General features: G+C 41.6%; 25 protein-coding genes. 7 read left to right on the forward strand and 18 right to left on the reverse strand.

All coding sequences use genetic code 11. The features are described 5' to 3' along the window. From LJE12_RS04050 to LJE12_RS04080, 7 genes are all read right to left on the reverse strand, one after another. Window positions 1-322, reverse strand: a 322-nt coding sequence (locus LJE12_RS04050) for a MerR family DNA-binding transcriptional regulator (protein ID WP_227292089.1), incomplete at its 3' end; no start/stop codon positions are given. 441 nt (window positions 323-763) lie between these two features. Continuing rightward, entirely contained in the window at window positions 764-2,341 is a 1,578-nt protein-coding gene (locus LJE12_RS04055) for a Na+/H+ antiporter NhaC family protein (RefSeq protein ID WP_390388391.1), read from the reverse strand. Window positions 2,342-2,503: 162 nt separating this feature from the next. Further along, a complete protein-coding gene (locus LJE12_RS04060) occupies window positions 2,504-3,352 on the reverse strand; it encodes a hypothetical protein (RefSeq protein ID WP_118613578.1) in 849 nt (282 codons plus the stop codon). 18 nt (window positions 3,353-3,370) lie between these two features. Beyond that, the gene (locus LJE12_RS04065; RefSeq protein ID WP_227226811.1) at window positions 3,371-4,462 is read right to left on the reverse strand and encodes a DUF6077 domain-containing protein; all 1,092 of its coding nucleotides are present in this window, start codon (window positions 4,460-4,462) and stop codon (window positions 3,371-3,373) included. Continuing rightward, entirely contained in the window at window positions 4,459-6,876 is a 2,418-nt protein-coding gene (locus LJE12_RS04070) for a xanthine dehydrogenase family protein molybdopterin-binding subunit (protein WP_227226810.1), read from the reverse strand. The genes LJE12_RS04065 and LJE12_RS04070 overlap by 4 nt, the downstream gene beginning before the upstream one ends. Window positions 6,877-6,878: 2 nt before the next feature. Continuing rightward, on the reverse strand, window positions 6,879-7,346 hold the full coding sequence (locus LJE12_RS04075) for a (2Fe-2S)-binding protein (RefSeq protein ID WP_008703339.1): 468 nt from the start codon (window positions 7,344-7,346) through the stop codon (window positions 6,879-6,881). Further along, on the reverse strand, window positions 7,336-8,154 hold the full coding sequence (locus tag LJE12_RS04080) for an FAD binding domain-containing protein (RefSeq protein WP_008703340.1): 819 nt from the start codon (window positions 8,152-8,154) through the stop codon (window positions 7,336-7,338). Before LJE12_RS04080 ends, LJE12_RS04075 begins: the two co-directional genes overlap by 11 nt. 598 nt (window positions 8,155-8,752) lie before the next feature. Here LJE12_RS04080 and LJE12_RS04085 point away from each other — a divergent pair. Beyond that, window positions 8,753-9,340, forward strand: coding sequence for a cytidylate kinase-like family protein (locus tag LJE12_RS04085; protein WP_227226809.1), 588 nt, complete (start codon window positions 8,753-8,755; stop codon window positions 9,338-9,340). A gap of 79 nt (window positions 9,341-9,419) precedes the next feature. Here the strand turns inward: LJE12_RS04085 and LJE12_RS04090 are convergent, their stop codons facing one another. Then, on the reverse strand, window positions 9,420-10,520 hold the full coding sequence (locus tag LJE12_RS04090) for a DUF362 domain-containing protein (RefSeq protein ID WP_227226808.1): 1,101 nt from the start codon (window positions 10,518-10,520) through the stop codon (window positions 9,420-9,422). Between the two features lie 97 nt (window positions 10,521-10,617). Continuing rightward, window positions 10,618-11,160 carry a phosphatase PAP2 family protein gene (locus LJE12_RS04095; RefSeq protein WP_118330412.1) on the reverse strand — a complete coding sequence of 181 codons (543 nt, stop codon included), beginning with the start codon at window positions 11,158-11,160 and terminating at the stop codon, window positions 10,618-10,620. 248 nt (window positions 11,161-11,408) lie between these two features. Between LJE12_RS04095 and LJE12_RS04100 the strand changes: the two genes are divergently transcribed. After that, entirely contained in the window at window positions 11,409-12,791 is a 1,383-nt protein-coding gene (locus tag LJE12_RS04100) for an MATE family efflux transporter (protein ID WP_082809136.1), read from the forward strand. Window positions 12,792-12,948: 157 nt separating this feature from the next. Here LJE12_RS04100 and LJE12_RS04105 read toward each other — a convergent pair whose 3' ends face one another. The 3 genes from LJE12_RS04105 to LJE12_RS04115 form a co-directional block, all read right to left on the reverse strand. Then, window positions 12,949-13,380 carry a DUF6465 family protein gene (locus LJE12_RS04105; protein ID WP_008703348.1) on the reverse strand — a complete coding sequence of 144 codons (432 nt, stop codon included), beginning with the start codon at window positions 13,378-13,380 and terminating at the stop codon, window positions 12,949-12,951. 108 nt (window positions 13,381-13,488) lie between these two features. After that, complete coding sequence (locus tag LJE12_RS04110; protein ID WP_227226814.1) at window positions 13,489-15,882, reverse strand: ABC transporter permease; 2,394 nt, start codon at window positions 15,880-15,882, stop codon at window positions 13,489-13,491. Between the two features lie 11 nt (window positions 15,883-15,893). Then, window positions 15,894-16,592: an ABC transporter ATP-binding protein gene (locus LJE12_RS04115; RefSeq protein WP_008703350.1), complete on the reverse strand. Its 699-nt coding sequence runs from the start codon at window positions 16,590-16,592 to the stop codon at window positions 15,894-15,896. 399 nt (window positions 16,593-16,991) lie between these two features. Here LJE12_RS04115 and LJE12_RS04120 point away from each other — a divergent pair, with 399 nt between their 5' ends. After that, a complete protein-coding gene (locus tag LJE12_RS04120; RefSeq protein ID WP_227226807.1) occupies window positions 16,992-18,227 on the forward strand; it encodes an iron-containing alcohol dehydrogenase in 1,236 nt (411 codons plus the stop codon). A gap of 114 nt (window positions 18,228-18,341) precedes the next feature. Next, entirely contained in the window at window positions 18,342-19,721 is a 1,380-nt protein-coding gene (locus LJE12_RS04125) for an aldehyde dehydrogenase (RefSeq protein ID WP_227226806.1), read from the forward strand. 9 nt (window positions 19,722-19,730) lie between these two features. On the opposite strand, the gene LJE12_RS04130 is transcribed toward LJE12_RS04125, so the two are convergent. After that, window positions 19,731-20,450 carry a GTP pyrophosphokinase gene (locus tag LJE12_RS04130; protein WP_025578246.1) on the reverse strand — a complete coding sequence of 240 codons (720 nt, stop codon included), beginning with the start codon at window positions 20,448-20,450 and terminating at the stop codon, window positions 19,731-19,733. 503 nt (window positions 20,451-20,953) lie between these two features. Here LJE12_RS04130 and LJE12_RS04135 point away from each other — a divergent pair. Then, on the forward strand, window positions 20,954-21,622 hold the full coding sequence (locus LJE12_RS04135; protein ID WP_227292087.1) for a restriction endonuclease: 669 nt from the start codon (window positions 20,954-20,956) through the stop codon (window positions 21,620-21,622). Window positions 21,623-21,627: 5 nt separating this feature from the next. On the opposite strand, the gene LJE12_RS04140 is transcribed toward LJE12_RS04135, so the two are convergent. From LJE12_RS04140 to LJE12_RS04155, 4 genes are all read right to left on the reverse strand, one after another. Beyond that, window positions 21,628-22,212: a DNA-3-methyladenine glycosylase I gene (locus LJE12_RS04140; protein WP_227226804.1), complete on the reverse strand. Its 585-nt coding sequence runs from the start codon at window positions 22,210-22,212 to the stop codon at window positions 21,628-21,630. 142 nt (window positions 22,213-22,354) lie between these two features. After that, window positions 22,355-23,032: a DUF4317 family protein gene (locus LJE12_RS04145; protein ID WP_227226813.1), complete on the reverse strand. Its 678-nt coding sequence runs from the start codon at window positions 23,030-23,032 to the stop codon at window positions 22,355-22,357. Further along, complete coding sequence (locus tag LJE12_RS04150; protein ID WP_227226803.1) at window positions 23,025-23,297, reverse strand: hypothetical protein; 273 nt, start codon at window positions 23,295-23,297, stop codon at window positions 23,025-23,027. The genes LJE12_RS04145 and LJE12_RS04150 overlap by 8 nt, the downstream gene beginning before the upstream one ends. A 219-nt stretch (window positions 23,298-23,516) precedes the next feature. Next, window positions 23,517-24,470, reverse strand: a complete 954-nt coding sequence (locus tag LJE12_RS04155) for an RNA-guided endonuclease InsQ/TnpB family protein (protein WP_255610763.1) — start codon at window positions 24,468-24,470, stop codon at window positions 23,517-23,519. 20 nt (window positions 24,471-24,490) lie between these two features. Here LJE12_RS04155 and LJE12_RS04160 point away from each other — a divergent pair, with 20 nt between their 5' ends. Together LJE12_RS04160 and LJE12_RS04165 are read left to right on the forward strand one after the other, a co-directional pair. Further along, window positions 24,491-25,249, forward strand: a complete 759-nt coding sequence (locus LJE12_RS04160) for a DUF4376 domain-containing protein (RefSeq protein ID WP_227226801.1) — start codon at window positions 24,491-24,493, stop codon at window positions 25,247-25,249. Window positions 25,250-25,300: 51 nt separating this feature from the next. Continuing rightward, entirely contained in the window at window positions 25,301-25,777 is a 477-nt protein-coding gene (locus LJE12_RS04165; protein WP_173683709.1) for a putative ABC transporter permease, read from the forward strand. Window positions 25,778-25,807: 30 nt separating this feature from the next. Here the strand turns inward: LJE12_RS04165 and LJE12_RS04170 are convergent, their stop codons facing one another. Continuing rightward, complete coding sequence (locus tag LJE12_RS04170) at window positions 25,808-26,431, reverse strand: hypothetical protein (RefSeq protein ID WP_173683710.1); 624 nt, start codon at window positions 26,429-26,431, stop codon at window positions 25,808-25,810. Window positions 26,432-26,730: the final 299 nt, after the last annotated feature.

Genomic DNA, 26,730 nt, shown 5'->3' on the forward strand with positions numbered 1-26,730 from the left:
TATAGTTTAAACCACTGCCATACTCTTCAATACATTGGTCTACAATCATTCCTCTGGCATTACAGAATTGACGTAAAAACGATACCTGATCCTGTAAATCATCCTTTTGATCTCTTGTAGAAACTCTTGCATAAATAACAACCTGTCGAGTATCATTCTCTGTATTTATGCCTTTGAATTGAAGATATTGGCTGTAAGTATAATAACGCCTGTCAGTTGGAGTTCGATTTGCTTTTAGCGTTCCTTCCCTGTCCCAACGCTGTAATGTTTTCACAGAGACACCTAATAATTCAGCAAAATCTTTTGGTTTATAATTAGTGATATTCGATGTGTTCATAGCAATACCTCCATGAGCACATTTTAACATATTTAATCACTAATATCAATATTATTGATCGCTTAAAAATCCTCCTTTTTGATAAAATCAGTGACAAAAAAGATATCGTTACTGAGAACAAAATGAACAGTAACGAGATATCCTGTCACTCGATATCATACAATAAAATCCAACAAAATACAAGGCGATTCCCCATTCCTGCCCTTTTGAAAAAATTTCCAGGTTACTGTTCACTACTGTTCACTCCGTTCACAGTAACGTAGCCAAAATTCCAGATTGCCTGCGGCAATGGAATTTTGGCTTGTATGTCTCGAGATTTTGGCATATTCATGCCAAAACACCTCGCGGGATAGTGATGTGTGAACAGTAACCTTGTTATAAAAAAATTATGGGCAGTCATGCATTGTGCTGACTGCCCGGTTTTATTTACATTTTCAGATCGTCGAATTTTAATCGGATGATCACCAGGGTGATCGCCATAAGAACGATTCCTGCAGGAAGTGCGATCCATGCTGTCTGTACAAATCCTGCGATAATATAAGTCAGGAAAGATACTGCTGCTGCAACCATTGCATAGGGAAGCTGTGTGCTGACATGATTTACATGTTCACACTGTGCACCTGCTGATGCCATGATGGTTGTATCGGAAATCGGTGAACAGTGATCTCCACATACAGCACCTGCCATACATGCAGAAATAGAGATGATCATCAGTTCATGATTTGTTCCTGAGAATACATTAACAACAATCGGGATCAGGATACCAAAGGTTCCCCATGAAGTACCTGTCGCAAATGCGATAACAGCCCCGATCACAAAGATAATTGCAGGAAGGAAATTCATCAGCCCGCCTGCAGAGCTTTTAACAATTGCAGATACAAATACAGATGCACCAAGGCTGTCTGTCATGGCCTTCAATGTCCAGGCAAAAGTAAGGATCAGGATCGCAGGTACCATTGCCTTGAATCCGTCCGGAATACACGCCATACAGTCTCTGAAATTCATAACACGACGTATCAGATATAAAACAATCGTGATAACCAGTCCGAAGAAGCTTCCAAGCACCAGTCCCACAGATGCATCACTCTGTGAAAATGCAGTTACAAAATCAGTTCCGCTAAAGAAACCACCTGTATAGATCATACCGATTACGCAGCATATTACAAGGCTTATGATCGGGATCAGAAGATCGATCACCTTGCCACGCGGATTACTTTTCTCATCTTCAGACGCGTTTGCATAAGGACGTGCAGGTGTTGTGTAGATATCGCCTTTTAAAGCATTTGTCTCATGAACACCCATTGGTCCGAATTCTACTTTCATAAGAACCATTGCCACCATCATGAAGATCGTAAGCAGTGCGTAGAAGTTATAGGGAATTGCATGTACAAACAGAGTAATTCCATCCTCTCCTTCTACAAATCCGCTGACTGCCGCAGCCCATGAAGAAATCGGTGCAATGATACATACCGGTGCTGCTGTGGCATCGATCAGGTACGCCAGCTTTGCGCGGGACACATTGTGCTTATCTGTCACAGGACGCATAACGCTTCCTACTGTCAGACAGTTAAAATAATCGTCAATAAAGATCAGTACACCAAGAATGATGGTTGAGAGTTCCGCACCAACTCTGCTTTTAATCCTCTTACCGGCCCAGCGTCCGAATGCTGCGGAACCGCCTGCCCTGTTCATCAGACATACCATGGTTCCCAGAATAACAAGGAAGATCAGGATACCCATATTATAAGAATCTGTCAGAACGCTGATCATTCCGCCTTCAAAAATATGAAGGATTGTTCCTTCGAAATTAAAATTAGAGTAAAACAGTGCACCAACCAGTATTCCTACAAACAGTGAACTGTATACTTCTTTGGTGATCAGTGCCAGTGCAATGGCAACAAGCGGCGGAACCAACGACCAGAATGTGCCGTAAAATTTCGCAGATGCAGCCACCTCTTCCTCTGCTGCAAGTACAGTCAGCGGACTTGCCAGTATCAGCAGCATCAGTGCTGAAAGGCAGAACGAAAGTCTTTTTATGTTACTTTTCATTTCTTTTCTCCTTCTCTTGTAAGATATATGATATTTCGATCATAGCACGCCTCTTAATTAATGCATTTGAAACAGCTTGGCAGAATTTCACGCTCTGATGAGCCGGATCAATATGCATTATTTACGAGGATTGCTATAATCAAATCTGTAAATGTAGCAAGATTCCGTCTGTGCGATCAGTTCACAACCACACTCTGTCAGAAAATCATGGTCAACCAGCCCGATCTGTGTTACTACGAAATCTGTCTTTGATTTCTTCAACGCAGCCTGAAACCCTTCTTTATCTTCATAGATATGATAATCGATCACATCCAGCAATGCTTTCTGTCTTTTATAGAAACTGCTGTTCTCATCATAGTTTCCCGCCACTGTACTGCCTGATCTGTAGATACTTGCATTTCTGCTTATTACAGTGGCGATCCCCGCATCATACTGTCGCACAATGCTGTTAAGACTGCCGTCAAAAACAACCCTTGGAAAATCATTCTCCTGGTTCTGGTGGATCACGTCGCAGACTGCACGCAGATCATTGGGCACCTTATAAATATTCTCTGCCATTGCAAAATTGGTCACTACCCCGTCCAGCGGATTTCCCAGGATCACAAAACCTGTCAGCGCAGCTGCAGCCATAAGAACTTTTATCCAGGTCTTTCTAAAAGCGGTCACAAGTCTGACTCCATAGTAGGCAACCGCCGGGATCACAGGAAGAATCCAGATAAACCGGTAATATTCATTCTCAAACTTCGCCTTTGCAATAAGATATTTTACAACTAGCGGATTATATACTGTCAGCAGCAGAAATACTGTATAGCCGATAAATATCCCGGACTTTCTTTTTCTCCCCAGGACCAGTGTGCAGATCAGTCCTACAGCAAACAGAAGAGGATACCAGCAGGAACCCCAGTACAGCTTCATACATGCATCAACAAAGCGCAGTCCCAGTTCCTGAATTGTTACACCTGCCATTTTTTTCTCCTTTCTGTATTATGATGCAGCCAGCGTCAGCAGACCAATTCTGCATGCAAAAAATACAGCTGCATATAATGCCGACGGAAGCATACACACTGCACAATATACCAGCCCTGAAAATCTCTTATTCATAACTGCCGCCGGAGCCATTCCCGCTGCGATCACGATAGGAAAGATGATAGCAGAACCGGAAAATGTCAGCGCACTGACCGCTGTGACAAACAATATGATCCAGACATTCCTGCTGTTTTTCTCCTGCAGATACCAGACGGCACACATGAGAACTGCAGGGATGGCAATGTTGGCAAGGATGGCTTTTCCCTCGTAGCTTCTGGTAAAGAAAAAAGTTCCGGAGGAATAAATCGTACCGCAAAACAGCTGTAAAACACAGACAAAGACAAGCATCAGATCTGCTTTCTTCCTGTTTCCGTCAAACAGTCTCTTACCGATCTGATAAATGATCAGATTGGCAGTCACTACATTCATACATGACATTACCTGCTTTGCCTGCACAATGGGATGGATTCCCAGAAGTCTGCACCACACTGCATTATGCATCGGATATGCGGAAAAAACATATCTGGCCTGAAATGCCTTCTGAATCGCTCCGTTAAAGGGATTATATCTGCCAAGAGTATCTGTGTATACAGAAGTACTCACTGTACCTACATAATACGCCGCATCTACTGTTGTATCCTCGTAAAAGATCACAATCAGACACTGCAGCAATACTACGGCACCTGCAAGGATAATCATCACAGAGTGATTTTTCCATATTTCAGAAATGCTTCCAAAAATCCCACTACATGTTTCCATTTGTCCGGCACGTATTCTCCGTTGTTTTTTTATTGTGTAGATCACAGCTGCGCAGATAACCAGAGCCATAATTCCTGCCCATATATAAGCCGCAGCTGTCAGGGATACCCATTTCAGTGTCATCGGTACGATTACCAGTTCAAACACTGCAAAGTAAACCAGATATCCCAGTATGAAAGTCAGGGAACAATCCCCTTTTACTTTCAATATCCGGACCAGAACAATGCCTGCTGCATAAAAAACTATAAACTCCAGGGCAAAACCTGCACAGGCAAGGCATAATTCTCTCATTCTTCCACCTTTGTCCCTGACCGGATGGATTCGCGGTTTTTCAAAATCTCCATGGCAATCTTCTCAGGAGTCATCGGAAGCTCTGTCAGACGCACACCTGTTGCATTATAAATTGCCTCAGCCAATGCCGGACATGGAGTATCAATTACAAGCTCACCAATGGATTTGGCACCAAAAGGACCGCTCTTTTCGTAACTGCACTCGAAATCCACGCGGATATTTCCGATATCCTGTCTGGTTGGGATCTTATACTGCATAAAAGAGTTGTTGCGGATCTTACCTTTATCTGTATATTGTACATCTTCCCAGAGAGCCATGCCAATTCCCTGTGCAATACCGCCCTCCGTCTGTACACGTGCAAGATTCGGATTGATCGGTGTACCGCAGTCAACAACCGCCACATAATCCAGAACATCCACACTGCCTGTCTCTGTATCCACCTCTACTTCTGCCATACCTACCATAAACGGCGGCGGCGAGATCGGTGAAGAATGCTGTTTCACAACCTGAAGCTCGATATTGTTAAAGAAAGTGCTCTTTAATGCGATATCTTCCAATGAAACTTTCTTCTGGGCATTTTCAGAACTGATGGCATCCATATCAACACTATAGCCCTCTTCTGCATCTGTCATATGACCTGCTGCATTTCCGTCTGCCCCATCGCTTATCTCAAGTGTCTCATCATAGAATACACAGGATCCGTCAAAATCAACTTTTCCCTCATCTACTTCCATCATCTTTGCGCCAAGCTTACAGATTTTTTTCTTCAGCTCCTCGCAGGCCTTCATAACCGCTACACCGGTGGTATAGGTTGTGGCGGAAGCATAGGAACCAGAATCATAAGGAGAGATATCCGTATCCACACTGAATACTACTATGTTATCCATAGGCGTATTCAGACAGTCAGCCGCAATCTGCGCCATAACGGTATCACAGCCTGTTCCCATATCTGTACATCCAAGTGCCAGTGTATAAGAACCATCTTCATTCAGCTTAATATCTGCGCCGCCTACGTCAACTCCTGCAATAGAGGATCCCTGCATAGCCATGGCAACACCGACTCCGCGGACCTTTCCATTTCCCATATCCCTGCATGGATATTTGGAATCCCAGTCCATCATCTCTTTGGCGCGCGCCATACAGCGGTCCATGGAACAGCTCTGTGCATAAGGAACATCCGGATATCCAGGAAGAGGACCGCCCTCTACAGGCATATTCATTTCTTTTACCTTAACAGGATCCATTCCCATCTTATGTGCCAGCTCATTTACTGCAGATTCCACTGCAAAAATACCCTGGGTTGCACCATAACCACGATAGGCACCTGCAGCCTGCACATTTGTATAGACAACATCAAAAGCAAACCTGTGGGCTTCTGTATGTCTGTAAAGAGCGATTGATTTATGACCGCTGAGTCCTACTGTTGTAGAACTGTGTTCTCCGTATGCCCCAGTGTTGGACAAAGTATAAAGATCAATTGCCTTGATGATACCATTTTCATCTGCACCTGCGCGTACTGTGATCTCCATCTCATGGCGCGGTGAAGAGCAGATCATGGACTCATATCTGGAGAAGATCATCTTGGACGGGCGGCCTGTTTTCCAGGTCACGATCGCCGGATAGATCTCACTGACAGAGGTCTGCTTTGCACCAAAGCCGCCACCGATCCTTGGCTTGATCACACGTACTTTGGAAGCAGGAATGTCCAGTGCCCTTCCAACGATCCTTCGCACATGGAATGGGATCTGTGTTGAGGACAGAACGATCAGTCTGCCGAAATGATCCATATAGCAGGCTGTGCGGAAAGTCTCCATCATAGTCTGCTGGTTTGCTCTTGTATGATAAGTGCGCTCTACAGTATATTTACACTTTGCCAGAACTTCATCTACATTTCCATGTTCTTCCACTGCAGATGCACATAAGTTTCTTTTGTTGTCTCCGCCAAGAGGAATTTTCAGCTTCCAGTCATCCTCCGGATGGACCAGGATCGGATTATCTTTTGCCTTGTGGATATCCAGAACCGGTGTCTCCACGCGGTAATCTACGCGGATTCTCTTCAATGCTTTATCTACCGCCTCTTCTGTCTCACCCGCAACAATGGCAACTGCATCTCCCACAAAACGTACATGACGGTCAAGAATCAGTCTGTCATCCGGACTCATCTCCGGTGCAGTCTGGCCGGCAAGGGTAAAACGTTTCTGAGGCACATCTTTATAGGTAAGGATACATGCAATTCCGGCCACCTTCTCGGCAGTACCTGTTTTAATATCTTCCACCCAGGCGTTGGCGTGGGGACTTCTCAGTATCTTCACGATCAGGCAGTCCCTTGGTGCCAGATCATCTGTATAGACAGGCTTTCCGGTTACCAGTGACATTGCATCTGTTTTACGTACAGGTTGATTTACATATTTCATCTTTATGCTTCCTCCTGTGCTTTCTTATATTTCAGGAACTTCAGGATACTCCTTGTCTGGGAAACAAAACCGGAACATCTGCACAGATTTCCCGCAAGATATTCTTTGATCTGCTCCTCTGTGGGATCTTTGATCTCGTTGAGCATCGCAAATACATTCATGATAAATCCCGGATTGCAGAAACCGCACTGTTCCGCACCTTCATTCGCCAGAAAGCTTCCAAACTCCTGCGCTTCTCTCTGCATTCCTTCCAATGTAACAATTTTCTTTCCCTCGATGCGTGCTGCAAGTGTACTGCAGGAAAGCACCGGACGACCGTCCATAAGAACTGTGCAAAGACCACAGTTCGCAGTTTCGCAGCCTCTTTTCACGCTGAAACAGCCCTGTTTTCTTAAGAAATCGATCAGCAGTGTATCCGGGGAGATCTCTGCGTGGCGGTTCACTCCGTTAAGCCAGAAATTAATATTCATTTTTCATCCCTCCTACTGCTTCCCAGGCTCTTCTTGTCAGTACTTTTACAAGAAGGGTTCTGTATTCCTTTGATCCTCGCATATTGCCTGCAGTAGGAACGTTCTCTGCCGCATATTCTGCAAAGGCTTCGATCGCCTCTTCCTTCTGCTTTTTTGTCATGTTCCGGAAATTCTTCAGGATCTGCTTCTTATCTTCCACGATCATGGCACGTGCAGGTCTGGCACCTATCACAGTCCTTGCCTCATTTCCGATCACAGAAGCTGCACAGGTCAGCACCGGGAAATCTGTTTTTATGTTTCTCTGACTTAAGTAACAGGTAAGAAGTGGCTCTTTTCGCACGATGATATTTACAAGGATGTCATTGTCCTTCTTCATATTTACAAATTCAGTCAGTGGAATACGGCCTGCATCATATAATTCTACCCATGTATCCATTCCCAGGAACATGGTCAGAACATCTGAGAAACCATATCTTCCATAAATGCTTCCTCCCACAGTGGCACAGTTTCTGAACTGTACGCCTACAATGTGGCAAAGGCTTTCTTTCATAGCTCCATGTGTGTAGGTATTCAGAGCTTCATTTGTCTCCAGGTCATGAAGCGGAGTCATACATCCGATGACAAATTCGTCATCATTCTCCGAAATCGCATCCAGCCCCAGACCGGAAAGATCAATCGCTGTGGATATTGCTCTGTTGCCCATTTTCATCCAGACCATTCCCCCAAGAATACGGGCTGTTTTCTTCTGGTTCAGTTCATAAGCTTCCGCCAGACTGTTTACCTTTACATAGCTTTTGATTTTCAGCATTATGTATCGTATCCCTTTCTTACATACTTTTCATATCTCTTGTAATATTTTGACTCGGATCTGTCGTCAGACAGCCAATTTAATATAATACCATAGCTTAAAGAAAAAATCTATAAATATCCTCTATTTCATAAATAAATTTTTGTTACTGTTCACTCCGTTCTCAGTAACGTAGCCAAAATTCATTCCAGATTGCCTGCGGCAATGGAATTTTGGCTTGTATGTCTCGGCAGTAATCCTGGTCAGGCGGACAATATCATCCGCTTTGCTGCTTGCTGTAAATATTACTCTAATTCTAGCATATGACAGCCAAAAGTGTCTATTGATAAAACTATCCAAAAAAACACTTTTCAAAATATTATCGGATTAACTGTATCATTTGTTTCATTGCGAATCGTTTTTGTGCACTGTACCTAAATATTTTCGTAATATATTTGGTTTTTTATATATTTTACTGGATTTTTTCAAGTATCAATGTTATAATGTTCACAAATAAAAGACTTATCACTGTTAATTGCAGATAACAGGTACAATTTGCGAATATCCGCCTGAATCTATATCGTTCAATAACAGAGATGTCATAAAGGAGGGTTTGATTATGAGTAAACGCGTGATTACAATAAACAGGATGCTCGGCAGTAATGGCCGCCTGATTGGTAAAGCTCTGGCAGAAGAGCTTGGATTTGCTTTTTATGACAAAGAGCTGATCGATATTGCAGCTCAGAAAGAGAATATTCCTTTTGATTTGCTTGCCAAGGTTGATGAGAAACGTGGCAGCCAGTGGCGTTTTCCCATTGACCATGAACTTCAAATGGACAGCGATTTTCACTTTGTTCCCATGAATGATGTGCTCTTTGATCTTCAGCGAAAGATTATTCTGGATGCTGCTGAGAAAGAAGATTGTGTGATCGTTGGCCGATGCGCCAATCACATCCTCGACAATAAATGCCTGAGCGTATTTATCCATGCACCATTTGAGTATCGTGTACAGACTGTCATCGAGCGTACAGGACGGGAAGAAAAAAGTGCACAGAAGCTGGTTAAGAAAGTGGATAAAGAACGGCGTACTTATTATGAGTACTTTACAGATAAGAAATGGAAAGATATTTCCCAGTATCATCTGGCATTTGACAGCAGTAAATTTGAGCAGGATAAAATTATACAGATGATAAAGATAGCATTGTAAAATCAAACAGGGTTCCAGATTCAAAAGTCTTATCATGCAGGCACGAACGACTTTTTGAACCTGGGCCCCTGATATCATATTATTTATTTTCTCCCAGAATATACTGCTTCAGGAAATCATAAATCTGATTCTCTGTTGGAGGACATCCCTTTACGTTATATTCAAATTTACAGGTGCATGCACCTACACCCAGTTTTCCTGTTTTTCCGCGGTATCCCTGGCCGATGCAGATTTTCGTGTCCAGTTTCTCGAAAAGGCCGTCATTTTTAAGCATTTCCAGAGCCGGGATGAGATAACCATAGCAGGCACTGCAGGATTCTACTTCTTCTACTGCATCCTGAAGTTCTACCACTTTTCTTGATTTCGGAAGTTCTTTGCGGGCATTTTCCTCACAGTATATGATGCGGGAATTTTTCAGATCAGTACTTCCAACCCCAAGCTTCTCTGCCAGTTCAATATACGGTACATCTTTCGTTGTATAATGCATGATCTGACATACATAAGAATCGATCAGTACCGGATCCATCCCCGCCCAGATACGGTTCATCACTACCGGATTTCCACCATCCTCGAAATCCAGATCCCCACAAATGTTATCAACCACGACAAAATCCTGATGGAGCCCCGCATTCAGATGTGCAATCGGTTCATGCAGTCCCATCGCATGAAAATGACGCTTCTCTGTATTGGGGATCAATCCTTTCATATTTTTCAATGCACATGTGATCTTTGTCTGACAATGGCCTTTCAATACCGGAACATTAATCAGAAAATCGATATTTGCCGCACGTTCACAGACATTCAGTTTCATCCCCCTGCAATCTCTTTCAATCCCCTTGTCTTTCTGCATATCCCAAAAAGGCACCTGATATTTTTCCGTTAGTTCACGATATCCGCACACTTCGTATGCTTCTGTAGTCTTATCTCCCACCCAGGAGCCTTCCAGAATGGCAATATTTCCATATCCGTTTTCCTGCAGATACTCAATAATTCCCGCCACAATTTCCGGATGTGTGGTAGCTCCCCATGAAGCCTCGGAAGGTGATACAAGATTAGGCTTGATACCAATCTGCATCTTTTTATCTGAAATTACAGACGCCAGGCCGCACTGTGCCAGCAGTTCCTTTGTCATTTCTTTGTAATTGGTTCCGCTCTTTATATAGATTTCATTTTTGTTCATTACAAGATTATCCTTTACACTTTACATTCGAATATTTTTCTGCTGATTTTTGCATATCTTTTTTGTATTTCCCCCCGGAAGTTTTCTTCTGAACCGGTCAGCTTTTCTGAGGTGAAAACGTTCTCCGCATCAGCCTGCATGCCACTGTACTTGTGAGCAATGCCACCAGAAATCCTGCCAGAACATCCCCCGGATAATGTACGCCCAGATAGAGTCTGGAAAAAGCAATCATTCCGGCCAGAACAACAGGTAAAATTCCCCATTTCCCGGGCAGCATCCGCAGACAGACCAGTGCAACGGCAAAGGAAGCGCAGGTATGGCCGGATGGAAATGAATAGTCTTTCGGTCTGGTGATCAGCGGAATGATCTGTGTATAAGTATCAAAAGGTCTTGGACGGGCTACTGCATTTTTTATCAGCAGATTTGTGATCAGAAACCCTGACAGCAGCGAGAGTGCCGCTGTCACTCCTGTTTTGCGTGTTTTCCCGAAACAGATCAGAAGCACACATAATACGATCCAGAACCATCCTCCGTTTCCGAGGAAGGTGACTGCTCTCCAGAACGGAGTCAGGGCATCCACCCTTAAATGTTCCTGGATCCACAGTAAAATATTCATATCTAATTGCTGTAATGTCGTCATAAACTTCTCCCATTATATTTTTTATCAGTCACAGTATGTATTCCTCTCAAAATACATACGAATTATATCAGTCCGACTTCTTTTGTGCAAGGTATTATAAGCAAAGTTGATTTGTTTAAGGACTCAAAAGTCAAAATAACGTAGAAATCAGTCAAAATACCGATAGCGTTTTTCTGCCGGAAGGATTATGCTGAAAGCAGACTAATAAAACTGCCTGATCGGGCAAATACTTATTACGGGGGGTAAATATGATAAACACATTATCGGCCGGTAAGGATAATTTTTACCGGCAGATGCTTAAACTGACGATTCCGATCATTATCCAGAATCTGCTCAGTGCAGCGGTTAACTCCGCAGATGTAATTATGCTTAATTATGTGGGACAGTCTGCGATTTCTGCGGTGTCTCTGGCTGCCAATTACTCCAATATCCTGTTTATGGTATATTATGGACTTGGTACAGGCGCATCTCTTCTGTGTGCGCAGTATTTCGGAAAAAATAATATGCAGGCTATTCATGCGATCGAGGGAATTGCCCTCCGCTTTTCCATCATAATCTCGGGAATCGTAGCACTGATCGCATTTACTGCTCCTCAGCTTATGATGAAGATTTTTACTTCTGATCAGAAACTGATCTCTATCGGTTCTTCTTATCTTAGGATTATGGGAATTACATATCTCTGTTGGGGAATTACAGAGGTTTATCTGGCGATTTTGCGCAGCATCGGACGTGTAACGATCAGTATGGCATTGAATATGCTGGCTTTTATATTGAATATTATCCTGAATGCCACTTTTATCTTCGGGCTTTTCGGCGCACCGAAGCTGGGGGCTACAGGTGTTGCCATTGCAACTGCTGCTTCCAGACTGATCGAACTGGCAGCATGCGTGATCGTTTCTTTCCTGAGCAAAGATGTTAAATTGAACCTGACCTTTATGTTTATCCGCAGTAAGGTGCTGTTTGGCGACTTCGTCCGGCTGTCACTTCCCGCTCTTGGAAATGACGTTTCCTGGAGTGTTGCTTTCTCCATGTACTCTGTGATCCTGGGACATCTCGGAACAGATGCCGTTGCAGCCAACTCTCTGGTTACGGTTGTCCGCAATATCGGTTCTGTGTTCTGCTTTGCAATTGCCAGTGCGGGAACGATTCTTCTTGGAAATGTAATGGGAAAAGGGGATCTGGAGAAATCGAAGGTGTATGCTTCCAGAATGCTGAAGATGACCATTATAGCCGGTGCCATTGGCGGTGTGATCGTATTTGCCATCACGCCTCTGGTCCTGAGATTTGCATCCTTAAGTGACGGGGCAATGCATTATTTGAAGTACATGCTGCTTATCAATACCTATTATATTATGGGTTCTGCGGTAAACACAGCCTTGATCGCCGGGGTATTCCGCGCAGGCGGTGATACGAAGTTCGGACTGATCTGCGATACCATTGATATGTGGGTATATGCGGTACCTCTGGGATTTTTTGCGGCCTTTGTCCTGAAGCTTCCGGTATTGTGGGTCTACTTCCTGCTCTGTACAGATGAGTTTGTGAAATGGCCATGGGTATTCCATCATTACCGCCAGGGGAAATGGGCACAGAATATTACAAGGGAGGATCTGTTTGAGCAGAAAGCTTCCTGAGATATCATCCATATCCGCCGCAGTGTGGTTCTATCATAAATAAGCAAAACAGCAGGTCTGTTCATTCTATGAACAATCCTGCTGTTTTTATGTCTGCAGATTTTCTTTCCGAATCCCTGCAGACATCCATTTTCGGTTTATAAAAAATGCTTACAGATTATAATGTATTCAGGTCGATTCTGTAATCGTCAGAGCCCTGTCCGTCTACTGTGTAGTAAGCGGCTTTCTGCTCAACATTTACATAAACGCTGATTTCTTTTCCTTCGATGCCTTTGTCTTTGATGTCTTTTTTGATTGCTTCCTCGATGGAGCTCATTGTAACTGCAAAACCAGGTAATTCGATAGTTGTTTCTGCGAATTTTTTGATGTCGATATTTTTAGCCACTTCTTTTACTGCTTTCTTTACAGTTTCTTTTGCTTCTTCTACAACCGGAGCCTTCGCAATATCAGCTGCAGCGTCTTTTGCTTCTTCAATTACTTCTGAAGCCTTTACAGTTGTTTTCTCAACTGTCTCTTTGACTGCTTCTGTAGCCTTTGTTGTTGCTTCTTTAATAGTTTCCTTTGCTCTTGAAGTTGTTCTTTTTCTCATAATAATCTCCTATTCCAACTGATTGGTCTAGAGCGTGTCGCTCTAACAGTTTCCTGTGTAACCGTACCACAAATTCCAGACAATGTCAAATTTTTATCAAATTTTGTCCTACTCGACATTTTTTAAGGCTTCATCCATAGGAACCTTCTTCACTCTCCGAAATTCCAGCAAAGCAACGATTCCGTATGTAATGATTCCTGCTGCAAACATCTGCACATAGATCATCGGGTCGATCCAGAGCGTGATCCATCCGGAAATACTGGACAGCATCATCTCCCGGAACAGAACTTTCATGATTACTGTTTCCAGCGGCAGACTCAAAAGCAGACAGAACACCACCACCAAAGACGTGGACATAATATATAGCTTGCTGATCTCGCCATTTGTATAGCCCAGGATTTTTACCATTGAAATAGACTGGGCATTTTTTTCGATAATGATCTTGGAAAGAAGATAGATCAGTACCATATAGATCATAATGGCAAATCCGTTTACCATACCCATCATACTTCCCATGGATACATCCAGCTGTCTGGAGATCTTTGTCAGTGCATCAAGGTCAACTACAGATCCTATATACTGGCTCTTGATATCTGTAAGCTCTGTATCTGAGAAATACCCACTGTAATAATCCTCTCCCAGATCAAAAATATCATTCAGTTCACTGTGGGGCATAAACACACACAAGGCAGCCGTATAATCATAAACTCCTGCTATTTTAAACGAATATTTCTCTTTTTCGTATTTTTCTTTCAGAGTGATGGTATCCCCCACATGAAGCAGGAATTTATCCGCATATGCGCTCGAAATATAAACTGCTGCGCTTTCTTTTTCTGCATTTGCCGTATTCTTGTTATCTGCTTTTTCTTTATTTCCCGCTTCATCTTTTTTATCTTTTGTATTATTAAAATCTATCGTTACATACCTGCTGTCCGGTTCGATCCCGTAAAGCAGTACTTCCTCACTCTTATATTTTCCTGGCAGTGTATTCAGGGAATAAGCAGAAAATTCCTCTGCATCTTCATTGTCTGTTCTGGAATCCATATAAAACTCCAGCAGAGAGATCAGACCGTCAAATTTATTTCCACTTACTGCGCTGACCGGAACCTGAAGCATATACTGGTATTTTGCCAGCATGTTGTTCTGGATTTCCACCTGGTAATGGGACAGTGCCGAAGGAAGCAGCAATCCAAACATCAGCAGCAGATTTGCAAACAGGATCCCGATAAACAGAACCATATAATTACTCATATTCTGAAAAATCACCCGAATCCGGAATCTGGAAAAGATTTTCATCTTCGGACTCAGATAAATTGCCCTCTTCTGCTTTCTTCCCGACAGATCCCTGCGCAGGAATTTTAACGGTGACAGCTTCAGCTTATGTCTGAGCACTCCGTAATTTACCACCAGCATAATAACTACCGGAACCAGAGTTGTAATCCCAAATGCCTCCCCATTCCATACGGTCACATAAGTCGGAAGACTATAGCTTCCATAATACATATCTGCACATACATCCTTTAATACAGTGTATCCAAGGATATTTCCGATCAGTGCACCCACAAAAGTAACCAGCACCGGAAGTGTCATATAGTGAAGAATCAGTTCCTGTCTGGTATATCCGGACGCACGTAAGGTACCGATAACACCGGCTTCTTTCCGTATCGTATTGCTGATGGTAATTCCGAATACAAAGGCCATGATCACCATAATAATATAAAGAAGCATGATCATCATGGCCTTGTCTCCACCCATATCATCCCCTGTAAAAGTAATGGCCTGATTCAGATACCGGGGTACAAAAGCCTCCAGTGTGACAATCTTTCCCATATCCTCCATCAGATCCTCGGAAACTTCTTTCTCTTCCTTTTCTGTCTTCGGTTTTTCGTCATAGATCCAGGAATAATTGTACTGCAGTTTTTCCTGATCCAAAGAATCAAACTCCTCCTCAGTCACAACAGAAACCCCAAATTTCACAGCATCAAACATGGAATCGTTGTTATTCTGAAACAGGCAGCTGTAGTCGGAAAGTGCCACCAGGCCGGTAATCTTCCAGGTTCTTTTTCCGCTCCGGAGCGTATCTCCCACAGACAGATTGTTGTTGTCTGCATACATTCTGTCAATGGCAATCTCTCCTGTCCCGGCAGGCAGCTCTCCCTTCATCAGGCAGACCTTGTCCACCTGCTGCCTGTTTTTAAAAAAACGCATGGTGCTTCCATTATCCAGAGGTTCCTCCACATAATAATTATCATACAGCTTTACACCCAGCGCCTCTATTTCTTCTCTCTGGGTTTTGTGGATTTGCTCTGCTGTGCGAAAGTTTCCGTCTTCTATGTTGTACTTCCCAAAACCTTCATTGTAAGCAATAAGCATACTGTTATCTGCAACCAGAAAGCCTGACACAAATCCAATGGATGCAACCATCAGGATAAATACAACCAGATATTTTCCCAGTTCTCCCTTCAGTTCTCTGGGCAGACGTTTGCGTAAAGGATTTTTCATCATATGCCTCCTTACCAGTCAAGCTCTGCTGCCGGGATCTTATGCTCATTGAGGTAATTTTTGCGGATCATCCCATCGCGAAGCTTCACCACACGGTCAGCCATATCTTTGATGGCATCGTTATGCGTTACCATGACGATGGTGTTGCCGTATTTCTGGTTTACCGTCTCGATCAGCTTCAGGATTTCCTTGGAGGTATTATAATCCAGGGCTCCTGTAGGCTCATCGCAAAGAAGAATATCCGGATTCTTTACAATGGCTCTGCCAATGGCAGTCCTTTGCTGCTGACCGCCGGAAAGCTGATTGGGAAGCTTTCTCTGGTGCTCATAGATTCCCAGCGTATGGAGCAGTTCATCTACATCCAGCGGCTTATCACTGAGATAGGCTCCCACCTCTATATTCTCCCGCACTGTAAGATTGGGGATTAGATTATACATCTGAAAAATATATCCCAGATGCTTACGCCTGTACAAAGACAGATTCTTCTCCGACATATCTGCCAGACGCTCCCCGTCTATGACCAGATTTCCCTCGTCTGCACTGTCAATCCCACCGATAATATTCAGAAGCGTAGACTTACCGGAACCAGACGGACCCAGAAGCACACAAAACTCTCCTCTCTCAATGTCAAGATCCAGCCCTTTAAGCACATCCACCCGGCTGTCCCCTGCACCAAAAGACTTCTGAATTCCCTGTATCTGCAGAAACATTTTTTCATTCCTCCCTCATATCCACTTCCTGTGGAGCAAATTTCTTTAATTCTTTAATATAATAACACTGCTGTTTTACAATATTGTTATACTTCGCTAACTTTAGGTTAGTATAAACTTACTCCATTGTCAACTGATTTTCGTAGTTTTGTAAAATTTTATGGATATGTTCGTTACTGTTCACTCCGTTCACAGTAACGTAGCCAAAATTCATTCCAGATTGCCCGTGGCAATGGAATTTTGGCTCGTATGTCTCGGAATAAGCTCTTTTACCAAAGATAAATTTTGAACATCAAAATATATTGACTTTTCTTTTTTACCTTGTTATATTTTTTTCTGAAGTAACTGCTGTCCGGCAGTCTGCAAAGCAGCAGGCTGCCCCCAGGAAAGGAATTATCCATGAACACTCTCAGAAAAATATATTGCAGGGCTTTTCAGAAAGCTTTTCACATTGCAATTCCCTTTTTACCTTACAGAAAACCTAAAATCGCAGGAAGCGTCAAGGAACTCCCTGAAATCATCATGCGCCACAAATGTACTCATGTACTGATCATTACAGATGGCGGTATCATGAAGCTTGGACTTACCCGAAGACTGGAAAAAGCTTTAAAGGAGGCAGGCATCCCCTATACCATTTATGATAAAACAGTTGCCAACCCTACTACTGTCAATGTCCGCGAGGCGTTGGAGCTTTACCATAAAGAAGGCTGTGATGCCATCATCGGTTTCGGCGGCGGTTCCAGCATGGACTGTGCAAAGGCAGTCGGTGCCTGTGCGGTCAAACCCAATCAGTCTCTGGCTCAGATGAAGGGAATCCTGAAGGTGCATAAGAAACTTCCCCTTCTCATGGCAGTTCCAACCACTGCCGGAACAGGAAGTGAGACCACTCTCGCCGCTGTTATCACAGATGCAGACACCAGATACAAATACGCAATCAACGATTTCCCGCTGATTCCCCGCTATGCAGTGCTGGATCCCAAGGTTACCTTAAGCCTGCCCCCATTTATCACCGCAACTACAGGTATGGATGCCCTGACTCACGCAGTGGAGGCATATATCGGCAATTCCACCACCATTGATACACGCAGGGATGCATTAAAAGCGGTAAAACTGATTTTTGAAAATATAGACATTGCCTATGAGCATGGCGATAATATTCAGGCAAGACGAAATATGCTCCACGCCTCCTTCTACGCAGGCTGTGCTTTTACCAAATCCTATGTAGGATATGTTCATGCAGTCGCTCACTCTCTGGGTGGACAGTACAACGTTCCCCATGGACTTGCCAATGCCATTCTGCTGCCGCTGGTACTTCGGGAATATGGCTCCTGCATTGACAAAAAGCTCCACAGACTTGCCATTGCAGCAGGACTTGCAGACAAAAATACGCCGGACCATGAAGCAACAGAGCTTTTTATCCGGGCAATTGAAGAGATGAAAGAGCGATTTGGAATCGTAAATATCGTAAAAGAAATTCAGGAAACAGATATCCCCAAGCTTGCCCATTATGCAGATAAAGAGGCCAATCCTCTGTATCCTGTGCCGAAGCTTATGGATGCCTCCGAACTGGAGAAATTTTATTACATGCTGATGTCTCTGACTTCCAAGGAAAATACCTCAGAAGCTGAGAAGTAACTGTTAATATTCTTCTATCCTGCAAAGCGTTTTTTATAAAAATATCAAAATACAGGAACCTGCAGACTCTCAATAGTTACCTGATATCTATATTATATAAGGAAATAATGTATTATGACAGAAACAGAAATTAAAGAAATCGTTCAGAAACAACGCAGCTATTTTTACACAGGTGCCACTTTACCGGTAGAAAAAAGGCTGGATGCCTTAAAAAAATTAAAGACCTGTATTCAGAAATATGAACCACTGATCAATGAAGCACTGAAACGTGACCTTGGAAAAAGTAACTTTGAATCCTATATGTGTGAAGTGGGACTTGTGCTCTCAGAACTCAGCTACATGATCCGCCATACACCTTCCTATGCAAAAGAAAAAACAGTACTGACTCCCCTTGCCCAGTTCGCTTCCAGAAGCTATAAGAAGCCATCTCCTTATGGTGTTGTCCTGGTTATGAGCCCATGGAATTATCCTTTCCTGCTCACCATTGATCCGCTGATCGATGCGATTGCAGCCGGAAATACAGTTGTACTGAAACCAAGTGCCTACTCTCCTCACACCAGCCGGGTGATTGAAACCATTATCACCGAATGTTTTGATCCCCGGTATGTGGCTGTGGTAAACGGCGGACGTGCGGAAAATAACACTCTTCTCAATGAACATTTTGACTATATTTTCTTTACAGGAAGCCAGCATGTTGGCAGGGAAGTAATGGCAAAAGCATCTGTACATCTGACCCCGGTTACCCTGGAGCTGGGCGGTAAAAGCCCCTGCATTGTAGAGAAAAATGCCAACCTGAAACTTGCAGCCAGAAGAATTGTATTTGGAAAATATCTCAACTGTGGTCAGACCTGTGTAGCACCTGATTATATTTACTGCGACAGAGAAATCAAGGATGAACTGATCCGACAGATCCAGAAACAGATCAGGAAACAGTTTGGTTCCACACCTCTGAATAATAAGAATTATGGGAAAATTATTAATGAAAAACACTTTACTCGTATCTGCAATCTGATCGATCCCAGCAAGGTAGTCTGTGGCGGTGACAACAATCCGGGAGCTCTTCAGATCGCTCCTACTGTTATGGATAATGTAACCTTCGGGGATGCAGTAATGCAGGAGGAAATCTTCGGTCCTGTGCTTCCTGTGCTGGCCTATGATTCCCTGGATGAAGCCATCGAAAAGGTCAACTCCATGGCACATCCTCTGGCACTATATATCTTCACCTCCGACAAAGAAGCTGCGGAAAAAGTTACTTCCCACTGTGGATTCGGAGGCGGATGTGTCAATGACACCATCATCCACCTGGCAACCAGTGAGATGGGATTTGGCGGCTTTGGTGAAAGCGGAATGGGTTCCTACCATGGCAAAGACGGTTTTCATACCTTCTCCCACTATAAGAGTATTGTAGACAAAAAAACATGGCTGGATCTGCCAATGAGATACCAGCCATATAGAAAAATTTATGAAAAATTATTGAGGAAGTTCCTGAAATAAGGAACTTTCTCAGGATTGATTCCCCTTATCAGCTCTGCTGACCAGTTGATTACGAATTTCCTGCATCCGGTTATCCAACTGAGCACTCTGGGTGGCACACGCCAGAAGCTCCTCCTGCAATTGCTGTGCCTGATCTGCCGGGATATCTTTTTTATAGCGAAGCTTATGTTCCAGACTTGCCCAGAAATCCATGGCAATAGTTCGAAACTGGACTTCCACATTTACCATTTTTTTGTTTTTCTGCAGAAAGATAGGCACCTGCACGATCAGATGCAGGCTTCTGTAACCACTGGGTTTTGGATTTTTTATATAATCTTTTTTCTCGATCAGTACAATATCATCCTGACGCAGAAAGCTGTCTGCCAACTCATAGATATCCTCCGGAAAAGAACAGATTACCCGGACACCTGCGATATCCTTGATATTTTCTTCTATAGCAGTTAAAGACATGGGAATATTTTTTCTGCGTATTTTCCGCACAATGCTGTCATAAGATTTAATTCTGGTTTTAATACCCTCGATAGGATTTTTATCATATTCCAGGGAATACTCCTGATTCAGCACTCTGAATTTTGTCTCAATCTCCATGACAGCACACTGATAGTAAGACATCAGCAGATCAAAGGGCCTTTTATTTTTCTGGATCATTTCCAGAAATTCTTCAGACAGCAGACTCCTGCGGATCAGCTCGTCCTTTCTGGCTTCTATACGGTTTTTTCGTTCCGACATAATTTCTTCAAAATATTTCAAATGCTTATCCCCCTCTTACGGTTTTGTATAATTACTATAGCAGTCCTCGTAAATAATGCATTTAATAGGCTCGCTATAAACTGTCCACTTTTTTCAGCAGCAATAAATCAAAGACTATTATAACACAATTCCCGCAAAGAGTAACCATTCTCGTTACTGTTTATTCCATTCTCGGTAACGTCTCAGTAACGCAACCAGTAAACCAGCCAGTAAACAATAACCCCTTCTTCTTTTCTTCGCAAAACACTTGTTCTTTATCATCAAACATGGTATTCTTATTTTGTTGCAGACTGTTATCGTAATTCAGGAAAATACCGTAACACCAGCCATTTCATTACTTACAGTATTTTCCTGAATTTCTATAAATGGTATGTTGCAGATATAATATATTGCAAATATGCACTACATCTATAGCAATCCTCTTAAATGTATCATTTACGAGGACTGCTATACAATTTTATATAATACAGGAGACTCAACACATGGATGGATATGAATTTGAATATCAATGTGCAAAGATACTAAAGCGAAAACATTTTTCTAAAATAAAAGTAACCCAAAGCTCCGGAGATCAGGGAATCGATATCATTGCTTTCAAACATCGAAAAAAATACGGGATACAATGTAAATATTACACCCATCCTGTTGGAAATAAAGCCGTTCAGGAAGCCTATGCAGGTGCAAACTTCTACGACTGCGATAAAGCTGTTGTAATGACAAATATAACCTTTACAAAGTCAGCAACCCAGCTTGCACAGAAACTGGATGTTGAACTATGGCCTGACTGCCCTGTTACACCCTTTTACAGTTTACCGTTTAAAATCATGAGTTTATTAAATGCAGTGCTTTTTCTTTACGCAGTGCTCGCATTTCTCTCCCTGAAACCTGAATTTGATTTTATTCATCTTCCCTTTGTTCCTGATACCCTGACGCTGGTCATCATTCTTACAGCTTCTATTTCCGGTATCTTCGGCTGGAGTTTTTTTCTGTGTAATCTCATTGCTGCAGGCGCATACCTTTATCTTGCATTTCATACACTCATTCTGCCGATATATGCAGAAACAGGCAGCTGCACAAATATACATCTGCTTTCTCTGATTCCCGCAGGTGTACATCTGCTTCATGCAGGATGGATAAAAATCAGGAAATAACAGTCTTATGAATAACTATTATAATGCTCAGCTTCCTGATTTGCCAAAAAGCAGCCCTGCTCATGAGAAGAGAGAACTCCTACTGCCTGTAAATAGGCATAGATAACCGTTGTTCCCACGAACTTCATGCCGCGTTTTTTCAAATCTTTTGATATACAATCGGACAGTTCTGAACTTGTCCGGCCGGTTTCACAGACTACTTTGCCATCTGTCCAATGCCAGATATAGTCCGAAAAGCTGCCGTACTCCTTCTGAATTTCCAGGAACGCACATGCATTGGTAACAGCAGCCTGTATTTTCAGGCGGTTTCGTATGATGCCGGGATTACTCCGCAGTGCTTCCAGCTTGTCCTCAGTGTAAGCGCTGACTTTCTCCGGATTGAAGTTGTCAAAAGCCTCGCGAAAAGCATCTCGCTTGTTCAGAACACATTCCCAGGACAGGCCCGCCTGAAAGCACTCCAATATCAGCATTTCAAAGAGCTTCCGGTCATCATGCACCGGAATGCCCCACTCCTCATCGTGATAACGGATATACCGCTCATTTTTCGGATTTGCCCAGCAACATCGTATCTTGCCATCTGCCCACTTCATCCATATACCGCCTTTCCATATATTTCTCCAAATAGCTTCATTTTAATTTAGTCATTTATGCATAAAATGACTAAATTGAATTACATATGATTTAATTAAGATTTATCTATCACAATCCTCATAAATGACCACCCTGTTCAGATTATTGCCCTATTATCCTGTCCAGAAATCCCTCGTCCAGATGCTCCGGTATTTCAAAGAATACATCTATTTTTCCAGGTTCTGCGGAACGGTCTTCAAAGGCAGGGAAAATAAAGCCGCATTTTGGAGTTCCGGCATTGTAATCTTTATCTACCGAAGCCACCACACAGATCAGGAAACTGTATATTTCTTCTGACTCCCACTGTTCGCTGTGGTCTGAGCCTTTCTTTGGAATATCATATATTCCATGATAAATATAAATTCCAAACTCCTGTCCCCGCAAGCGGTTTGTTCTATTTGATGAATCTCTTGTACTGTAGATCCCCTCTGCAAGCTGTTCACAGAGAGTCTGAACCAGAAGATCATCTTTTAATCCATATTGCGATAATGCCATCAGCAGTTTGTGGATGCTGTCATATGCCATATCCCCTTCAGGGAATTTATAACGTTTTAACTGTTCATTTGTTTTGGAAAAAGGAATGGTTTTCGCAAGATCCAGATTTACCTGCTGATCATGTTTGCTCATATTTTTGAAGCTTACATTGAAGGTATTATCTATGTATCCCTCGTCATCTATATATGCTCCTGCTGCACGCACAAAGCAGTTTCTGGATAATGTCATCCTGCGGGTTAATTCCAGCATATCATTTCGGTTGATCTTTGTATCTTTTTTATTCATCAAAATGGTTCCATCCTCCAAAAATACCTTTATCGCTATGTCCTGTCTTATGTCCATTTTCATTATAATGATTCATATTTCCAAAACAATCAGGGCGGCTTTCACCTATTTTGTTTCCATTAGCATCATAATTTTCCATACTTCCAAGCCAGCCTGGACGACTTTCACCAGTCTTATTTCCATTGGCATCATAATTCTCCATGCTGCCAAGCCAGCCTGGACGGCTCTCTCCTATAAAGTTTCCGTCCGCGTCATAATACTTCATAGTTCCAAATAATCCTGGGCGACTATAACCTTTTTTACTCATATATATGTACCGTTACTGAAAACTTATAAAAAGTTATAAACTTCTATGTTCCATTCCTACTTCAACGAGTATGCTTTTGATGATATAAATATCAATCTACTCACAAGTTCTTGTACTCTCCATAGGCGTAAATTCCGGACTAACGTATCCGTACATATTTGCATTAACGTTTCAGTGTCAGCTTGCAAATTTTTCTCCATAAGTCTTGAGATTTATAGATATCTGGAAATCTCTGTCAATCATATTCCCACACGCACATCTATAAACTCTGTCAGATAACTTCGGATCTTTTTTGATGTTTCCACAACAGCTGCAAAGTTTTGATGATGGATAAAACTGATCAGCCACAATAAGCTGGATCCCTTTATCGCTGCACCTATATTCAAGCTGTTTTCTAAACCCAAAAAATCCCTGTGCCTGAACTGCTTTGGATAAATGTCTGTTTTTCATCATTCCGCTGACATTCAGATCTTCAATACATATAAATCTTGGTTTTCGATCTACGATCTCCGATATGGTCTGATTTAAATAATTTTTACGGATGTTTGTTAATCTGTGATTTCGTTTTAATAAAAGTTTTTCCTTTTTGATCACATTATTTGTTTTACAGTAACTTTCCCCTTTCTTATTTTTCTCGTAAGAACGAGAGATACTACGCTGTAATCTGCGTTTCTGTTTTTCTGATTTCTTTACTTTCTGACCTTTATTGATGTTCTTATACTTAGTCCCATCAGAGCAGACAGCCAGATCTTTGATTCCCAGGTCTATGCCGACTCCGTCATCATTAAGTGTTTCCCTGCAGTCAGGAAATTCTACACATACGCTGATCCACCAGTTCAATCCGTCAAAGGATATTCTCGGGTTCATATATTTAGCATTTGTCGGAATACGTCCATGTTCTGCAAGTCTTACCCAATTCATTTTTTGTTTATTTGCTTTCCTGCTGGAAGAAAAGCCTTCAAATTTAACGTGTGTATTACTGAAGCGTATCTTAACGTTGTCCTGATAGAACTTCGGCATTGCTCTCTTTTTTGACTTGAATCTTGGGAATTTCTGCAAACCCTTAAAAAAGTTCTTATACGCAGTACAGGCATCTTTGATTGCCTGTTTTGTTACATTATAGGTAAACATTATAAAAGGAGAAAACCGAAATGTTGTACTATAAAGTAATTAATGACAATATATTTATTGGTATATCTACTGCTTTGGATTTATGCAAATATAAATTGCGTGATGGTTTACCGCCACTTATGCTTACTTGTAATCTTGACGAAGCTCAATATATTGTTTGTGCCGACAACTATTATCATGATTCCTGGTTGCGTCCGGAAACTGTAAAAGGTCTATACCCTTCCGCTTCTATCATAGAAATTGACAAAGAAGAATTTATGGCACTCAACAAATCAATAGAGCCTGGAGAACAAATCGAAGTTCCGAAAACACCAGAGATACCAGATATTGATAATACGCCATCAGACCCAAATCAGGAAATTACAGTTGAATATGTAAAAAATACAAAAATAGCAGAGATGAATATGATGTGTACGAATCTTATTCAGAAAGGATTTGATATAAAGTTAAGCGATGGAAGCTCTTATCACTTCTCTCTTACCGAACAAGATCAACTCAATCTTATTACACTTTCTACTATGGTTGCATCTGGAGAAACCGAAATCCCATATCATGCCGATGGTGAACTTTGTAAATTCTATACAGTAAATGATATTAATGCCATCTTGACTGCTGCAACCGCTTGGAAAACCTATCAAGTTACATACAATAATTCTCTAAAAAAATACATCAATTCACTTGAAAAGATAACCGATATTTCTGCCATTACTTATGGTATAGAAATTCCTGTTGATTATCAATCAGATGTATTGAAAGCACTACTTATGCAACAACAATAATTATGTTGCACTTAAATAATCGGAGTGTCAATATTTTTATAAGGAGTGTATATGAAAGACAAATTTTTAAAGAATTTAGTTTTGTTTCTGGTTGGCTTCTGTTCTTATATCACTATAGAAACACTGTTTCGTGGATATAGTTATTGGCAAATGGGGATATGTGGTGGACTGGCAATTGTAATTCTTGATAAAATAAATGATATAATCTCATGGGATATTGACATTGTTATTCAAGGACTGACTGGCTCGCTGCTCATTACGCTGATGGAACTTTCTATTGGTTTGGCTTGGAATTATCTGCCAATTCCTCATATGTGGGATTACTCAAATCTGCCACTCAACTATCATGGGATTATCTGTGTTCCATTTATGGTTATTTGGTTCTTTTTATCATGGGTAGCAATCTTACTGGCAGACTGCATTAATTACTATGTTTTTGAAGAAATGCCAGTGCCATATTATAGATTATTTGGAAAGATTGTTTTTAGGTTCAAAGAAAAAGAATGTAAATTAAATAAAAGGGTGTAGTTATTTTCACCCTTTTATTTTTTTACGATTTTAAACATAGTCTATATCTATACCTTCATTATGGAATTTGTTCAATAAATATTCTTGGCTTATGTCCAAATTAATAATTTTAGGAACTGTTATCTTTTCTAAACTATTTCTTATTTCTGCATTTTTGCAAAGATCATGGAAATCTATGTACGTATGTACTGCATATAATCCGTTTATTTCATCCACAAACCATCCGGCAAGACCTACTGGACATACAATCCAACCTGATACAGATTTACCCGAAGAATTAAAGAAATATTTTTTATTATCTATCGTTACAAAGCCTTTATAAAAGTTAACTTGACTTTTGGAATTGAGATAATAGTATTTTGTACCGATTTGTTTCTGGATATTTTTCTCGGCACATCTTTTTCCGTTTGGTTGGTAATAATAGTTATAACCTTTAATTTTGACAATCTTATTTTTTACCATTCTTCCTTTTTTGTCAAAATAATAATAGTATTTCCCGATCTTTTTCGATCCAGTAATCTTCTTATTATTAATATAATAATATTTATTTTGACCATTTATTTTCCATCCATTTGTAGCTGCATTAATTTGATATGATGGAATTAACAATATAAGAAAAATCAACATAACACATATAATTTTTTTCTTTTTCATACTCAATACCTCCCCATAGTTTATCTTATTTACATTATATTATATTATGTTTTATGCTCTTTATCAAGCACATTGTATCATAAAACAAAAATGACCCAGAGAACTGTATTTCTACAATTCTCCAGGGTCGATTTTTACGTTTGGACACTTTCGGGGATGGTTGGCTATTTTACCTCTTTAGAGGATATTTAGCTTTGCCCCTTAACAATATGCTGTTATGGGGCACACCACTTCATCCTCAAAGGGGGCAAATCCCGCATCGTCCTAATAGAAATCAAGCCCATATCCTCAGAATTTGG

The sequence above is a fragment of the Blautia sp. DFI.6.71 genome (assembly GCF_020593585.1).
In the GTDB taxonomy this organism is placed as follows: Bacteria; Bacillota; Clostridia; order Lachnospirales; family Lachnospiraceae; genus Blautia_A; species Blautia_A wexlerae.

Excerpts from the sequence above, each read along its gene's own strand:
- LJE12_RS04095 (WP_118330412.1), bottom strand. The coding sequence starts at position 11,160 with ATGACGACATTACAGCAATTAGATATGAATATTTTACTGTGGATCCAG.
- LJE12_RS04115 (WP_008703350.1), bottom strand. The coding sequence starts at position 16,592 with ATGTTTCTGCAGATACAGGGAATTCAGAAGTCTTTTGGTGCAGGGGAC.
- LJE12_RS04135 (WP_227292087.1), top strand. The coding sequence starts at position 20,954 with ATGGATGGATATGAATTTGAATATCAATGTGCAAAGATACTAAAGCGA.
- LJE12_RS04130 (WP_025578246.1), bottom strand. The coding sequence starts at position 20,450 with ATGTCGGAACGAAAAAACCGTATAGAAGCCAGAAAGGACGAGCTGATC.
- LJE12_RS04055 (WP_390388391.1), bottom strand. The coding sequence starts at position 2,341 with ATGCTGCTGATACTGGCAAGTCCGCTGACTGTACTTGCAGCAGAGGAA.
- LJE12_RS04160 (WP_227226801.1), top strand. The coding sequence starts at position 24,491 with ATGTTGTACTATAAAGTAATTAATGACAATATATTTATTGGTATATCT.
- LJE12_RS04145 (WP_227226813.1), bottom strand. The coding sequence starts at position 23,032 with ATGAATAAAAAAGATACAAAGATCAACCGAAATGATATGCTGGAATTA.
- LJE12_RS04075 (WP_008703339.1), bottom strand. The coding sequence starts at position 7,346 with ATGAATATTAATTTCTGGCTTAACGGAGTGAACCGCCACGCAGAGATC.
- LJE12_RS04170 (WP_173683710.1), bottom strand. The coding sequence starts at position 26,431 with ATGAAAAAGAAAAAAATTATATGTGTTATGTTGATTTTTCTTATATTG.
- LJE12_RS04120 (WP_227226807.1), top strand. The coding sequence starts at position 16,992 with ATGAACACTCTCAGAAAAATATATTGCAGGGCTTTTCAGAAAGCTTTT.
- LJE12_RS04100 (WP_082809136.1), top strand. The coding sequence starts at position 11,409 with ATGATAAACACATTATCGGCCGGTAAGGATAATTTTTACCGGCAGATG.
- LJE12_RS04150 (WP_227226803.1), bottom strand. The coding sequence starts at position 23,297 with ATGAAGTATTATGACGCGGACGGAAACTTTATAGGAGAGAGCCGTCCA.
- LJE12_RS04105 (WP_008703348.1), bottom strand. The coding sequence starts at position 13,380 with ATGAGAAAAAGAACAACTTCAAGAGCAAAGGAAACTATTAAAGAAGCA.
- LJE12_RS04090 (WP_227226808.1), bottom strand. The coding sequence starts at position 10,520 with ATGAACAAAAATGAAATCTATATAAAGAGCGGAACCAATTACAAAGAA.
- LJE12_RS04070 (WP_227226810.1), bottom strand. The coding sequence starts at position 6,876 with ATGAAATATGTAAATCAACCTGTACGTAAAACAGATGCAATGTCACTG.
- LJE12_RS04110 (WP_227226814.1), bottom strand. The coding sequence starts at position 15,882 with ATGAAAAATCCTTTACGCAAACGTCTGCCCAGAGAACTGAAGGGAGAA.
- LJE12_RS04080 (WP_008703340.1), bottom strand. The coding sequence starts at position 8,154 with ATGCTGAAAATCAAAAGCTATGTAAAGGTAAACAGTCTGGCGGAAGCT.
- LJE12_RS04085 (WP_227226809.1), top strand. The coding sequence starts at position 8,753 with ATGAGTAAACGCGTGATTACAATAAACAGGATGCTCGGCAGTAATGGC.
- LJE12_RS04125 (WP_227226806.1), top strand. The coding sequence starts at position 18,342 with ATGACAGAAACAGAAATTAAAGAAATCGTTCAGAAACAACGCAGCTAT.
- LJE12_RS04060 (WP_118613578.1), bottom strand. The coding sequence starts at position 3,352 with ATGGCAGGTGTAACAATTCAGGAACTGGGACTGCGCTTTGTTGATGCA.
- LJE12_RS04065 (WP_227226811.1), bottom strand. The coding sequence starts at position 4,462 with ATGAGAGAATTATGCCTTGCCTGTGCAGGTTTTGCCCTGGAGTTTATA.
- LJE12_RS04155 (WP_255610763.1), bottom strand. The coding sequence starts at position 24,470 with ATGTTTACCTATAATGTAACAAAACAGGCAATCAAAGATGCCTGTACT.
- LJE12_RS04165 (WP_173683709.1), top strand. The coding sequence starts at position 25,301 with ATGAAAGACAAATTTTTAAAGAATTTAGTTTTGTTTCTGGTTGGCTTC.
- LJE12_RS04140 (WP_227226804.1), bottom strand. The coding sequence starts at position 22,212 with ATGAAGTGGGCAGATGGCAAGATACGATGTTGCTGGGCAAATCCGAAA.